This window comes from Paenibacillus sp. 11B, from assembly GCF_030487755.1.
Taxonomy (GTDB): Bacteria; Bacillota; Bacilli; order Paenibacillales; family Paenibacillaceae; genus Paenibacillus; species Paenibacillus vandeheii.
Genome location: NZ_JAUKNS010000001.1, coordinates 144,214 through 158,223 on the forward strand (window position 1 = coordinate 144,214; position 14,010 = coordinate 158,223).

Below are 14,010 nucleotides of genomic sequence, written 5' to 3' on the forward strand. Positions count from 1 at the left end.
GGAAAAACCCCTGGGTTTAGCCGATGAAATTCTAGGGGGTGTATTTTTTTATGGCGATTAAGGGACAAAAGTTTAAAACGTATTCGGAGAAGATAAAAAATGAGGCTATTCGTTTGCATACGGTTGAGGGGTGGACTTATCGAAAGATTAATGAACATCTGGGGATTCATGATCCAGGACGAATGAAGCGCTGGATGCGAAAATATCGGGAACAAGGTGAGTTTGGACTGATGGATCAGCGAGGTCGACGTAAAGAATACTTGGATCAAGACCGCTTTGTACAAAAACTGAAACGGGAGAATGAGTTGCTAAAAAAGTGCTTGGTCATCTGGAAGGAGGAAGCAAACAAGAAAGATTTCAGATCATAGAAAAAGTAGCGGCATACGGTGATATCCAGAAACTTTGTAATGTGTTTGGCGTGTCACGGAGTGGATTTTATGCCTATGTAAAACGTAAACGATTCGATCGCGACGCAAAGGCGAAGAAACAAGTGCTTCAAACGTATCAACGATATGAAGGCAAATATGGTTATCGGCAGCTCCAGTTGTTCCTTTGGCAAGATCAGGGGATTTGGATGAACCACAAAAAGGTGCTCCGCCTGATGCAAATGCTCGGTATTCAATCTCGAATCCGTCGTAAACGGCGCTCCAGCAGCTCGTATACACCTGCGCAGCGTGTAGCAGAGGACCTCTTGAAGCGAGATTTCAGTGCAGAAAAACCGAATCAGAAATGGGTAACGGACATTACCCAGTATCGTGTAGGAGAGCGCTGGATATATCTTTCAGCCATAAAGGATCTGTTTAATAACGAAATTGTGGCTTACGAAATAGGCGAACGCAACGACAATGAACTGGTGCTTCGCACATTCAGCAAGGCGTTTGCGAAGCAAAAAGACGTGACCGGACTGGTCGTTCATAGCGACCAAGGATTCCAGTACACGTCTCATGCTTACCACGACATGCTGCCAAAGGTTGGCGCCCGAATCAGCATGTCTCGCCGAGGAAATTGTTATGACAATGCCTCGATGGAGAGTTTCTTCTCGCATCTCAAAACGGAAGGACTCTATCCTTATCATATCCGAACGCTTAGCGAAGCACAAAGCAAAATCGAAAAATATATCCGTTTTTACAACCGAAAACGGCCACAACGGAAACTAAAAAAACTGACGCCGGTAGAGTACCGACGCCAGTTTGCAGCCTAGGGTCTTTTTATAATGTCTACTAAATGGGGTCTTGACCAAATCCAGGAACGTCTTTTTTTCTTGAATAAGTCGGCTTTAAATGCAACAGGCTGTTCCTTTAACGTTGAATGATTTCAATTGCCTGCTGACTGATTAGGAACCGACTCGACTTCATAGGTACTATCGTTGGAAACACTCGAAACACCTGTCAGACTGGCAACGAAGGTTGTAACACTCTGTGGTGGCAGCGTAGCTGTAAAAGCACCACTGGATACACTAATGGGTGATCCTGCCTGCAGGTTTCTGCTGACGTCCGTGACCCAGGAGGAAACTGTCGAAGCATTGCCGTTTTGCAAAACAAACCTTTGACTTGCTGACGAGGTACCTCTGTTGATTGCAACGATAACGACCTTGTTATCTCCTTTGTAAGCTGAGGTATATGTGTTCGTATCCGGATTTTTGGTTGCGTCAACCCTGACATAACCTGGACGAATGAATTTGGAGAAATGAGCCATATTGTAACCGCGCTTGCTAATCGTGCCGTCCTCTTTCATCGGACCGTACTGCCTGCGGATATACCACCAGACATAAGCCTGAAAATCTGCTTCTACCATAGCATGGTGCATATGATAAGAGACGTCGAGCGCTTCTGGCCAGAGGTCAGCCGAATTATTGTTGCTGTTTGGATAATAAACTTCAGTCATCCAAAGTTCTTTCCCTGCGCCTTTCTGTTTGAACAATGGATAAGGGAAGTTGCTGAACTGTGTTCCATACGTATGGGCACCGAGAATATCCATATTGGCAAGAGCCTGCGGGTCATTCAATATCGGATCAGACATGTTTTTTAAATATTGGAACGATTCGGGTGCCATCACCTTGGTGTTGTTGATTGATCCGGCATTTTCTTTCATAAACCGAAGCATCTCCTCAGGCGTCCACCAAGTCCAATCATGTGCATAATCCGGCTCGTTTTGTACGGAAATCGCATACAGATTTACACCATTATTTTTCATATAGGTTACAAAATCATTCAGGTGCTGCGCATATGCGGCATATTTGTCGTATTTGAGTCGTTTGGCATTTGTATCCCCGTTGCGATTAAAGGTTTCAATCATGTCACTGGGCGGATTCCATGGTGAAGCAAATACGAGAGCGCCCTGCTCAATGGCACGTTTGGCTGTGGGGACTTCGCGATACCAGTTATTCCGATCCGGGTCGACATAAATTCGCAGTATAGAGAAGCCGAGTTGATTCTGACCGTTACCAAAAGCGGTTTCCCGTTGCGCCGCTGTAAGGTCTCCGATCCAGGCAGGATGATTAATCCCTCCAAAGCCCCGTATAATCTGTTTTTCTGCCGACAGGTTAATTGTTACATCACTCGCTGCAGACACCTTCGCTGGCATTTGTGCCGTGATCATAACGGGCAGAGCAGTCAAGCAGGCAAGTATTACGCTAATCGTTTTTTTGAAACGTACACTCATTAACCTCACCCTCCTCTTCAAATAAAGAATCCTTTAAAATGTACCAATCCATAGGAAAGCGCTTACTATATGCACTGAATCATGGCAGGTTTATTACATAATAAGGTAATTAAGGAACATTTTCATTGCATATTCCGTTCCATTTATTGCGTGAAAGGACAAGAAGGTTCATTCATGAACAACAAGAGCGAAGTTTGGTTCGTAAAGAAAAAGTATATAAAGAAAAAGCCACTACATTAGTGGCTTTCATCGGAAAACGTACAGACTCAAATAGATGATTTTTTATAAGATTAAGATGTTCAGGTTGTAACAGAGATCCGATTAATATCGAATTTTATATAAACAGGTTATGATTTGCCTGAGCTGCTTGTCCCAAATAATAACCCACACCACCAATGGTAACCTGATCCATTATTTCTTCACGTTGAATGCCCATTAGATCCATGGACATCTGGCAAGCCACCATCTCAACGCCTTGCTCAGCTGCGGTCTGTATCAGTTCCTCCAGAGAAGCAACATTGTTATTTTTCATCAGACCGCGGATCATTTTTGGCCCGATTCCCAGCATGTTCATTTTGGACATCCCCAGCTTGCGGCTACTGCTTGGCAGCATCATGTTAAACATTCGGCCTATCCCTGTTTTGGATACAGGTTGTGGCTCATGCTTGCGGATGATATTCAATCCCCAGAAGGTAAAAAACATCGTTACTTTTCGTCCGCTTGCCGCTGCCCCATTCGCAATAATAAATGACGCAATGGCTTTATCCAGATCGCCGCTGAAAACAACCAACGTACTGGCAGGCTCAGCTTCAGGAGTTTGCTTAGCTGAGGATACGGGTTGGGCTGTGTTCTTGGCAAGTACCGCCTCAATAATGCTCCCCTTCCCACGTTCCAACTGTAGAAGTGTGGAGCCTGACATGGTTGCCCATGCCTTGACGTCTTCATAAAATCCCGGATCGGAAGCTTTTACGCGCAGGGTCTGTCCGTCTGTCAGTTGATCCATTTTTTGCTTGACCTGGATTAGCGGACCGGGACAACTTAAGCCGCATACGTTCAGTTCGTTATCAATATGCAAAGGTTGCATTAACGACGGCTGGGTCGGCTCCAATGCAGTTTCTTTGGTAGCTGGCAGTTGTTCGACAGAACGCTGACCGTTTGTATTATCATGACTTTCTGTAAAAAATGGAGTGGGCATAAATTGCGCTTGACGGTATGTTTTATAGCCTCCACTCAGGTTTTTCACTTTAAAGCCATGCTGTCGTAAAATTTGCGAAGCTGTATATCCGCGCAAGCCGACCTGGCAGTAGACCCAGATTTCTTTGGAGGAATCCAATTCATGGATACGCTGACGAAGCTCATCCACTGAAATATTTAATGAACCCGGAATGTTCCCATTACGATACTCCAGTTCGCTGCGCACATCGAGCAATATAGACTGTTCGGGTTCGCGTGCAGACAACTGATCATAGGTGAACGTGTCTACCCGCCCAGTCATGATATTTTCTGCTGCATATCCAGCCATGTTTACCGGATCTTTCGCAGAGGAATATGGCGGTGCATAACTCAGCTCAAGCTCAGCCAGATCGCTGATGTGACCGCCAAAATGTATGGCTACCGCAATGTCATCTATTCGTTTATCCACTCCGTCATAGCCGACGGCCTGAGCGCCAAGAATTTTACCATCCGGTGCAAACAGCAGCTTGAGAGTGATCGCGCTGGAACCTGGATAATACGAGGCGTGAGAGCCAGGGTGTACGATAACCGTGCGATAATCAATTCCGAGACGTTTTAGTGTTTTTTCATTACTGCCGGTTGAGGCACCGGTCATTCCAAATACTTTAATAATGGACGTCCCTTGTGTTCCTTTGTACGTTGAATGTAATCCCGCAATCCGATCGGCAACAATGCGCCCCTGCTTATTGGCAGGTCCAGCCAGCGGAATCGCAGTCTTCGTTCCATGAATATAATCATTTACTTCAATGGCATCACCGACTGCATAGATATGCGGCACACTGCTCTCCAGCGCTTCGTTGACCATAATATGTCCACGTGCACCCAGGGAAACACCGCTATGTTGCAGAAAAGAAGTATCCGGAGCTACGCCTATCGCCAGAATGACCAGATCTGCGGACAGAATCTGACCATCGGCAAGCTCCACACCAATCCCTTGTTCACGTGATTGGAAACCCTGGACACGCTGTGAAAATAGCAGCTTAACGCCATGCTGCTCCATTTCCTGTGCCAGTGCCGCTGCCAGCTCGGTATCAAATGGGGTGAGCAGCTGTCCGTTACCCTCGACCAGTGTGACGTCCAGTCCTGCTTCTTTTAAATTTTCCGCCATTTCCACACCGATGAATCCACCACCAATAACTATTGCAGAAGCGTTGTTATCTGAATTAACCTGCTCTTTGATGCGGTCAATATCCGGTATGCTGCGAACGGTGAAAATAAGCGGGTTGTCCTTCCCCGGCAGATCAGGAATAATAGGCCGTGCACCTGGTGACAAAATTAGCTCGTCGTAGCTTTCTTCATATTGTCCGCGCTCATGGCTCTGTACCTGAACCGTTCGATTGTGCGGATTAATCGCGATGACTTCACTCTTCGTACGTACATCGATTCGAAAACGATCCGCCATTCCTTTAGGTGTTTGTACCAGCAGACGATCGCGGTCAGCGATCGTGCCTCCAATATAATAAGGTAACCCACAATTGGCAAATGAAATATAGGGTCCTTTCTCAAATATAATGATTTCGGCGTGTTCATCCAGGCGGCGCAGGCGAGCAGCAGCAGATGCTCCCCCTGCTACGCCACCAACAATCAATACTTTTTTGCTCATGATTCACAATCGTCCTCTCCAAAAAGAATAGGTATAATCTGTTCAATCCGTTGATCCGCAAGCACGTAATTCACTTCAAGGCCATTGCGCTCAGTGGCGACAATACCTGCACTGCGCAGCTTCTGCAAATGCTGAGATACGGTTGATTGCGGCAGATCAAGACACTCCTGCATATATGAAACGTTACATTTCTTTTTGCGCATCAGCCCACGTACAATGCACAAACGAATGGGATGAGATAAAGCTTTCAGCAGATTAGCAGGTTCGTCGAACTGCTTAAGATCACTACTATCAAAGGCAGGTGTATTCAAACTCATTCCTCCTAAAACGTTATATTGTAATATTACGATATAGTGATGTAGATGTCAAATGGCAAACCTAATTAAAATTCGGATCACCTGATTCCCGAATGATCAGACAACAAAAAAAACGGTTTGACAGGACAGAGTCTAACCGTTTAAATCAGGTTTCACTAAGTTAAGTGATCCAAGGGATCCAAATCAAATTTTAAAAAGCAATTGGGAAAATTGATACAGTCCATTCTTCCATACTGGCCAATCATGCCCACCTTGTTCCTCATTCCAAATATGAGAAATGCCGTGTTGTGCCAAATAAGTATGCATTTGATCACTGATATGTTTGAGGTTATCCTGATCACCACAGGACAGCCAAAGCTTTCTCACAAGCCCGGTAATCTCACTCGGATTAGGAATGAGCACTTCCGGAGCACGTGTGTTTGGGGCAGCGGAAAAGGCTCCAATCCATGCAAATCGATCGAGATTACCCCATCCGATATTTAAGGATTGACCACCGCCCATCGATAAACCGGCAATCGCGCGGTTTTCCCGATCGATCCACACCGGATAATTCTCTTCAATATAAGGAATTAAATCGTCAAGCAGGTCAGATTCAAATCTCTCGAACGCTTGAATTTTATCCGGAGCAAACAGATCCCCCTCTGCTCGATCATTCGGCATCGCGCGGCCATTGGGGAAAACGACAATCATCGGCTCAAGCTTGCCCTCGTCGTACAGATTATCGAGAATGACCTGAGGAGTGCCATGATTGTACCACTCGGTTTCATCCCCGCCTATGCCATGTAAAAGATATAACGTGTTATATTGATGTTCTGATGAATAACCTGGCGGCGTATACACCATTGCTTTGCGCGAATTCCCCACCGTGGTCGAGGGATATTCCACCGTCTCAATGATCCCGCGCGGTATGCCCTCCCTATACTGGTCGTATCCTTTTGGTGCTGCGATCATCCTCATTCTCCTCTCCTACACTTGCATCTCAAGCTTCTATTGAGCCAGATGCCATTGTTAATCGACATAACCAAACCCCAATATCGTAAACGATTTGTCTTCATGACCTTCGGCCATTCCAATCTCAATGATGTGCTCGCTGGACTGCTTCTCATCGAACAGGAGCAGCACATGACAATGCGTCCAATTGATTTGATGCGGGTCAGCTTTATGGACCAGCTCCCCGTCCACACATATATTTGCGGTACCAAACTCATCACTTGCAGAATCCTTGAAAATCAGAATGAGCCGCTTGCTCCGCAGAATCATCTTGAAGCTGCCAGCTTGACTCCCGCTCTCTCTGGTATACATCCAGTTATTAGGAAAATGAGGCGTGCCGTATGGATCATCATCCATCTCAGCCATTTGCAGATCCGTATCCGTTTCTCCAAAACCTCCCACATCGATGCGGGCGACGCTCTCGCCATTCAGTCGGTCCAGCAGCTTCACATCCACAAATGCATTTCCGATTAGTGGTGGTTTATTAATCATATCCTTTCCTTGATCCAGATCAGAACGATCCGTTACCTCAAACAGCCAGCCCAGACAGTCGGCCATGATGAGATGCCCGGCATTGGTCGGATGATAGATGTCATGGAAGTATTGCTCTTTGGAGATGAGTCTTCCTTCCTCAGGGGGAAGTTGAAACTGTTCTACAACAGCATCTTTCACACTTACCATCGGGAGGTTGTAGTGCCAACCTACAGGAGCCAGCCGATCCTGCAGATTCCAGTCGTTCTTAAATACGCTGAATAGCAGAATGACAGCAGGGTCATTGTCAGCTCTTAACGCTTGCAGCACAAGGCTTTCATAACAGGTTCCTTCGGTTTCATCATCGGCATCGTTCACGGCGAACTCCACAATGACTATATCTGGCTTGACTTCCCCTTCTCTAAGTACATCACGATGATAGCGGATTACACCAAGCTGGGAAGGCGTTCCGCCTAACCCGGCCTTTATAAAACGTAGTGAGTTGTTACTTGTTGGAGCGAACATTTTCTTGAAAAGGTGAAAAGATTGATATGCATAACAATTCATATGAATTGGTTCCGCCCCGGCACCTTGAGTAATCGAGCCACCGATGTATGCAATCGTTACAGGCTCACCTCGTTTTGTTTTCTCGATAGCCTTCTTCAGTCTGGCATTATGACCTTTATGCAGCAGTGATTTTGCAATCAGATCACGATAAGCTTGCGACTCGAAGTTCAAGGATGTCCCACTCATGTCCTGCATGAAAAATCATCCCTTCCCGGATAAATGAGAGTAACATCGTATGCTAACAGATGTCTTTTATACTTTATTAACTTAAAGTCTAACGCTCGCACATAAAGCAGACAACCTGTTAAATGCTATGTCTTTACCTGACAAAGTATAGTTTTTTTCCAATACTCAGCCTTCTGCCAGCCATTTTGAATGTCAATCCGTCAGGTGAAAGTATAGGATTGTCCAGCCTCTGTATTGAAGGAAATGGGCTTGAGACCAGGGCCTTGCAACTGACAAACACCGGTGTTTGTACTTTTTACGGTAACTGTAGTCACCGCCCCCATCTTCCATGAGAAATCGAGTGTATATCCACCTCGGGCTCTGAGGCCTCTAATACTCCCTTCATGCCACTGGACAGGTACAGCAGGCAGAAGCCGAATCACGTCAGTGTGACTCTGCAGTAACATCTCGGCAATTCCCGATGCTCCACCAAAGTTGCCGTCAATCTGAAATGGCGGGTGATTGTCAAAAAGATTAGGCAACGTTGAGTGCTCCAACAGAGCCCTGACATTTTCGTAAGCCATCTCCCCATCCTCAAGGCGTGCCCAGAAATGAATGATCCAGGCCCGGCTCCAGCCCGTGTGTCCACCGCCATTTTCCAACCTGCGCTCCAGCGAGATTCGTGCAGCCTTCGCCAATTCCGGCGTATGTGCTGGAGTGAAACATTCTCCAGGATACAGCCCGAATAGATGCGAGATGTGCCGATGGCCTGGTTCCACTTCTTCATAATCCTCCATCCACTCCTGAATTTGGCCGTTCTTGCCGATCTGCGGCTTCGGGATTCGCTTCAGGGCATCAGCGAGTTCTTTCCTGAATGAAAGGTCTCTTCCAATCAACTCGGCACTGCGAATACAAGCGTTGAATAGTGCTTCGATGATCTGAAAGTCCATTGAAGCCCCAGCGCAAAGCACCCCAATCTCGCCACTAGGCAGCTTATAGCTGTTCTCAGGAGAGACGGATGGACAAGTAATCAGACGGCCTTCTGCATCCTCGATCAGATAGTCCAGGAGAAATTCAGCCGATTCCTTCATGGTTTCATAGGCCTGTTCCAAAAAAATGCGATTCTGACTATAGCGATAATGCTCCCACAAATGCAAGCATAACCAAGCAGCACCCATCGGCCAGAACGAAGCTGGAAGATAGGTATCCTGAGGCGCTGTGTCTGCCCAAATATCCGTATTGTGATGTGCCGTAAACCCCCGGCAATCATACATAACCCGTGCCGTTATTCGGCCCGGCTCCCGCATTCTCTCAATCAGATCGAACAATGGCTCGTGACACTCTGCGAGATTGCAGTTTTCGGCCAGCCAGTAATTCATTTGTGCGTTAATGTTGATCGTAAATTTACTATCCCACGGCGGTGTAAAACTGTCATTCCATATCCCTTGAAGATTTGCAGGCAAAGAGCCTGGCCGGCTGGAGGAAATGAGCAGATAACGGCCATACTGAAAATAGGTCTCGATCAATCCCGGGTCCTCTGATCCCTTTTGGAATTCTTCTAATCTTTTGTCAGTTGGAAGTTCATTACGATCAGAGCTCTTTGTCAGATCCAATGCTACTCTGTTATAGAGTTCACCATAATCCGTTGTGTGCCTTGCAAGCAGCGTTTCATAAGGAATCCGACCAAGCTCTTCCAGGAGAAGTTTACAGTGTGACTCCGGATCTTCCTGACGGAAAGTCGTTCCCGCAGCAAGCATCAGTGTGACCGAGGTCGCGCCCTCCACCAGCAGGTACTCGCCCAGAAGGCGGCAGGAACCCTCGTTTGGTACCGCTTTCATAACTGCGGCAAAAGAACTACCCTCTTTACCACCGCATTCACCAAGCATGATCAGACCGCCCTGGTCCCACTTCTTTGTTTTTTCCATGTACCTCCAATTCTGTCGGTTGAATCGGGCTTTTATCGATACTGCATTCTTTGTATCTGAGGAGATTCGAAGTATGATGGCCTGATCCGGGTGGCTGGCAAACAGCTCACGTGAATAACGGATGTTGTTGACCTGATAGCTTACCCTTGAAACGCCCCGGTCCAAATCAAGCTCCCGTACATAATCCTCGACAGGACCATCATGATGGCTTAACGATAACTGCAGTTCCCCAAGTGGCACATAATGTCGCTGCGCCTCTGGAAGTCCCGCCATCGTCATGGAAGCAATCTCTTCAGCCTCCCGAAGTTTTCCTTCCATAATGAACTTGCGGATACGAGGCAGATTAGGGAGTGCATCTTCATTGTTACGATCACGAGCTCCACCGTACCACATGGAATCCTCATTCAACTGCAAGCGTTCCTCGGCAACGCCTCCAAATATCATTGCACCAAGGCGACCATTTCCAATTGGCAGAGCCTCGTTCCACACCTTGGCAGGTTTGCTGTACCACATGCGTTGATGATTCTGATTTGCTTCTGTCATTGTGTTCCTCCCATATTCATATTCGATACAACTTTTAGGGCTATAATTCATTTTAACATTCAAATATGGAAAGAAAATGACGTAATCCGACCAATCAGTACTCTTTCATGATATGTATATTTTTCTTCATGCCAATAGCTCGGGCCAAAATACTGTAATTTTATAAGTGAATGCTTTAATTTGATAAGTAGCCCGCATGATATACTTTAGCAAGTATGATTGACTAAAAGGAGGCAACGAATTTGACTCACACTATTGAAGGCGCTTACACTTCTTCCGAATACAGAAATATGTTTTTGGAACTCGGTTATACGGATGAGGAAATCAATGCAAGAATCGAGGACACTTGGACCGAGCTGTTCTACGGTGACCCGGATACGCGCATCTATCACCCCATGGGTGAGGACAAAGGATACATCCTTGACACTGGCAATCTGGATGTGCGTTCCGAGGGCATGTCTTACGGCATGATGATGGCTGTGCAAATGAACAAAAAAGAAGAGTTCGATCGACTCTGGAATTTCTCGAAAACATTCATGCAGCATGCGGAAGGTCGATACAAGGATTATTTTGCATGGCATTGCAAACCTGATGGCACGCGAATATCGCAAGGCCCAGCACCGGACGGTGAAGAATTTTTTGCGATGGCCCTTTTCTTTGCCTCCAACCGCTGGGGAGATGGACCTGCGCCATATGATTATGCAGAGCAAGCGAGAACAATATTACATGCATGCCTGCATCAAGGAGAACATGGCGAAGGCGATCCGATGTGGGACCCGGAAACGAAATTAATCAAATTCATACCGGAATCACCGTTTAGCGACCCGTCCTATCATCTGCCCCATTTTTATGAACTGTTCGCGAAACATGCGAATGAAGGGGATCAAGCTTTTTGGAAAGAGGCTGCGGCAACCAGCCGGGTGTATCTGCACAAAGCATGTCATCCGGTGACCGGACTCTCACCCGAGTACGCCAATTTTGACGGCACACCTGCACCGCCACAACGTCATGGAGATTTCAGACACTTTTACAGCGATGCTTACCGGGTTGCGGCCAATATAGCCCTCGACTGGGAATGGTTCCGTAAGGATCGCTGGCAAGTGGAGCAGTCCAATCGCATACAGGCTTTTTTCAGTGAAATTGAAATGTCTGATTATCGTCGCTATACCATTGAAGGTGAGCCTTTCGACGAGCCATCGCTGCATCCGGTTGGGCTCCTCGCTACCAATGCTATGGCTTCTCTGGCAGCGGACGGTCCACATGCGAGCCAGTTCGTGCACCAGTTTTGGAACACGCCGCTGCGCAAAGGTGTGCGCCGATACTATGACAACTGTCTTTATTTCTTTAGTCTGCTGGCTTTGAGCGGCAACTATCGTATCTATTAAATCTATTAACATAGATTTCAGGGCATTTTTCCGCCTATCTCAAGCCGTATACGTAAACTGTCTACAGAATTGAGATAGGTGGATCACTCCCCTCAAACTATAAGCAGAGATATCAATACAAAAAAACCTGAAGCCCTAAGCAAAATAAAATTTTTGCCGGGTTCAGGTCTGATTACACGAATAATTGCTTCAATATTGAAATCCATCGTTTTACTTCCACACGTTGTTCACTTCTAAGACAAGCAATGCCGTATACAACTTCTTCCGTAAAACACAAGGGAACAAAAGCGATCTCCCCATCCTCGACAATTACGAAGTTCGGCAGCACGGAAACCCCAAGACCGCTTTTGATCATCGTATGGATCGTACTTACGGTATCGGCATAAGTGTACATGGAATCCGGGCAGCCTTCGGCGATTTTCCTTTGTATTCGCTTGAGTGTTGGAGGTGCCTGATGCTCGTCAAAAAAAATAAGCGATTGGTTATTCAAATGTTCGATCGTCAGCTCTTTTTCACATACAAGCGGATGATCTTTAGGCGATATGCAAATATACGAGCCTTTAAATATTGGATGAAAGCTGAACACGCTATCCTCTCCCAGGTTATCCTCTGTCGTAAAAATGATATCGAACTTTTGGTTCAATAAATCTTCCTTCTCCCGAGTCAGATTGGATTTCTTCAATTGAATTTGAATTTCCGGATCGTTTTCCCTGAATCGTTTAATCACATCCGGCAGCACTTGTTTCTCAAAGACCGTCTCGGTGTAACCGATGATCAACGTGCTTTCAACTTTTGCCGAGAGCCGCTTGGCCTTTATAACAGATTGGTCCAGTCGAAACAGAAGTCCTCCGATATCCTCGTAAAAGCTGTTGCCAGCCAACGTTAGTTTAACCGTTCTTTTGTTTCGCACAAACAATGGGATGTCCAGCTCCTGCTCCAGACTTTTGATATTGTGGCTTACAGCGGGCTGAGTCAAGTTCAGCTTGTCCGCGGTTGTCGAAAAATTAAGCGTCTCGGCAAGGGAAACAAAGCATTTTAGCTGTTGAATGTTCATCCACAACATCCTTTTCCCATATAAAATTTGTTTATTATTGATAAAATAAGGTAATTTCACGTGGACGTCAACCTGTGGTAACCTTCAAGTGAATCTTATCACAAGAAAGAAGGAATACCTATGCGTTATATCGTCACGGGTGTGGACGGGCAGCTGGCCAGTCGTGTAGCAGAAACGGTACTTGCAGAAATCGAGGGCAGCAATCTTACTTTTACATGTATGAACAAAGAGAGAATCCCTCAAGAAACGCTGCGGCGGTGGGAGCAAGCTGGCGTGCAAATCTTCGAAATTAATTACGACGATATTCCATCCATGGAGCGAGCTTTCCGGGGCGGAGACCGGATCTATATCGTTTCTGGCCTTGAAGTCGGCAAAAGGGTGCAGCAGCACCGAAACGCGATTGATACGGCGATCCAGGCCGGAGCCTCTCACATCACCTACAGTTCCTTCATCGGTGCAACAGACCCGGATTACGCTCATGTCTATGTCACCCCGGACCATACCGCGACCGAACAATATTTGAAGTCGACGGGAATTGCGTATAATGCGATGAGAAACAATTTGTATCTGGAAAACTACTTAACGATGTACACGATGCTCGCACTCATGTCAGACGATAAGTGGTTGAGCACCGCTGGAGAAGGACGGGCCACTCTGGTTCACAAAGACGATTGCGCAAGAGCCGCTGCGACTGTCCTGCTTGGCAAAGGCGAGAACAATCAAGCCTATAACATTGTCGGATCGGAGTCCGTTTCCGTAAGGGACCTGTGCAGCTTGATTCAGGAGGTTTCCGGCATCTCACTGGAGTATGTACCAGTCGATGCAGAGCAGTATTACGAATACCTGGAGCGCTTGAATATTCCGAGGGAAATTACAGGAGACTTCTCACGCTCCCCCGTTCCCTTCTGCGGAGAGGATCTCATGACGACTGATGCCAGCATTAAGGAGGGGCTGCTCGACGTGCAATCCAACGCCATTGAAATTCTGACGGGACAACAGCCCAAAACGGCAAGAGATATCATCGGAAAGTATAAATATATATGGGAAAACAATATTCGTAGCTGGCGGGATATGAAATAGAAATTTAGCCTTACTT

At 46.5% G+C, this 14,010-nt stretch carries 11 protein-coding genes; 4 read left to right on the forward strand and 7 right to left on the reverse strand.

Annotated elements, in window-relative coordinates; translation table 11 throughout:
* Positions 1–50: 50 nt before the first annotated feature.
* Both Q0V21_RS00595 and Q0V21_RS00600 read left to right on the forward strand, forming a co-directional pair.
* A complete protein-coding gene (locus Q0V21_RS00595; RefSeq protein WP_079350485.1) occupies positions 51–368 on the forward strand; it encodes a helix-turn-helix domain-containing protein in 318 nt (105 codons plus the stop codon).
* On the forward strand, positions 317–1,201 hold the full coding sequence (locus Q0V21_RS00600; protein WP_301877092.1) for an IS3 family transposase: 885 nt from the start codon (positions 317–319) through the stop codon (positions 1,199–1,201). The genes Q0V21_RS00595 and Q0V21_RS00600 overlap by 52 nt, the downstream gene beginning before the upstream one ends.
* 113 nt (positions 1,202–1,314) lie before the next feature.
* Here Q0V21_RS00600 and xynC read toward each other — a convergent pair whose 3' ends face one another.
* The 6 genes from xynC to Q0V21_RS00630 form a co-directional block, all read right to left on the reverse strand.
* Positions 1,315–2,661: a glucuronoarabinoxylan endo-1,4-beta-xylanase XynC gene (gene xynC, locus Q0V21_RS00605; RefSeq protein WP_301877093.1), complete on the reverse strand. Its 1,347-nt coding sequence runs from the start codon at positions 2,659–2,661 to the stop codon at positions 1,315–1,317.
* A 334-nt stretch (positions 2,662–2,995) separates the two neighbouring features.
* Positions 2,996–5,497, reverse strand: a complete 2,502-nt coding sequence (locus Q0V21_RS00610; protein ID WP_301877094.1) for an FAD-dependent oxidoreductase — start codon at positions 5,495–5,497, stop codon at positions 2,996–2,998.
* Entirely contained in the window at positions 5,494–5,808 is a 315-nt protein-coding gene (locus Q0V21_RS00615; RefSeq protein WP_024633364.1) for an ArsR/SmtB family transcription factor, read from the reverse strand. Before Q0V21_RS00615 ends, Q0V21_RS00610 begins: the two co-directional genes overlap by 4 nt.
* A gap of 189 nt (positions 5,809–5,997) precedes the next feature.
* Entirely contained in the window at positions 5,998–6,765 is a 768-nt protein-coding gene (locus Q0V21_RS00620) for an alpha/beta hydrolase (protein WP_367620500.1), read from the reverse strand.
* Between the two features lie 57 nt (positions 6,766–6,822).
* The gene (locus Q0V21_RS00625; protein WP_301877096.1) at positions 6,823–8,037 is read right to left on the reverse strand and encodes an SGNH/GDSL hydrolase family protein; all 1,215 of its coding nucleotides are present in this window, start codon (positions 8,035–8,037) and stop codon (positions 6,823–6,825) included.
* A 191-nt stretch (positions 8,038–8,228) separates the two neighbouring features.
* Positions 8,229–10,475: a glycoside hydrolase family 95 protein gene (locus tag Q0V21_RS00630; RefSeq protein ID WP_301877097.1), complete on the reverse strand. Its 2,247-nt coding sequence runs from the start codon at positions 10,473–10,475 to the stop codon at positions 8,229–8,231.
* Positions 10,476–10,765: 290 nt separating this feature from the next.
* Here Q0V21_RS00630 and Q0V21_RS00635 point away from each other — a divergent pair, with 290 nt between their 5' ends.
* Entirely contained in the window at positions 10,766–11,860 is a 1,095-nt protein-coding gene (locus tag Q0V21_RS00635) for a family 8 glycosyl hydrolase (protein ID WP_443146388.1), read from the forward strand.
* Between the two features lie 172 nt (positions 11,861–12,032).
* Here Q0V21_RS00635 and Q0V21_RS00640 read toward each other — a convergent pair whose 3' ends face one another.
* Positions 12,033–12,914 carry a LysR family transcriptional regulator gene (locus Q0V21_RS00640; protein WP_301877101.1) on the reverse strand — a complete coding sequence of 294 codons (882 nt, stop codon included), beginning with the start codon at positions 12,912–12,914 and terminating at the stop codon, positions 12,033–12,035.
* Between the two features lie 120 nt (positions 12,915–13,034).
* On the opposite strand from Q0V21_RS00640, the gene Q0V21_RS00645 reads away from it, so the two are divergent.
* Complete coding sequence (locus Q0V21_RS00645) at positions 13,035–13,994, forward strand: NmrA family NAD(P)-binding protein (RefSeq protein WP_301877102.1); 960 nt, start codon at positions 13,035–13,037, stop codon at positions 13,992–13,994.
* Positions 13,995–14,010 lie beyond the last annotated feature (16 nt).

Bases quoted from the DNA above. Each gene is read 5' to 3' on its own strand.
- Q0V21_RS00610 (WP_301877094.1), bottom strand. From the start codon at position 5,497: ATGAGCAAAAAAGTATTGATTGTTGGTGGCGTAGCAGGGGGAGCATCT.
- Q0V21_RS00630 (WP_301877097.1), bottom strand. From the start codon at position 10,475: ATGACAGAAGCAAATCAGAATCATCAACGCATGTGGTACAGCAAACCT.
- Q0V21_RS00625 (WP_301877096.1), bottom strand. From the start codon at position 8,037: ATGCAGGACATGAGTGGGACATCCTTGAACTTCGAGTCGCAAGCTTAT.
- Q0V21_RS00620 (WP_367620500.1), bottom strand. From the start codon at position 6,765: ATGATCGCAGCACCAAAAGGATACGACCAGTATAGGGAGGGCATACCG.
- Q0V21_RS00635 (WP_443146388.1), top strand. From the start codon at position 10,766: ATGTTTTTGGAACTCGGTTATACGGATGAGGAAATCAATGCAAGAATC.
- Q0V21_RS00645 (WP_301877102.1), top strand. From the start codon at position 13,035: ATGCGTTATATCGTCACGGGTGTGGACGGGCAGCTGGCCAGTCGTGTA.
- xynC (WP_301877093.1), bottom strand. From the start codon at position 2,661: ATGAGTGTACGTTTCAAAAAAACGATTAGCGTAATACTTGCCTGCTTG.
- Q0V21_RS00595 (WP_079350485.1), top strand. From the start codon at position 51: ATGGCGATTAAGGGACAAAAGTTTAAAACGTATTCGGAGAAGATAAAA.
- Q0V21_RS00640 (WP_301877101.1), bottom strand. From the start codon at position 12,914: ATGAACATTCAACAGCTAAAATGCTTTGTTTCCCTTGCCGAGACGCTT.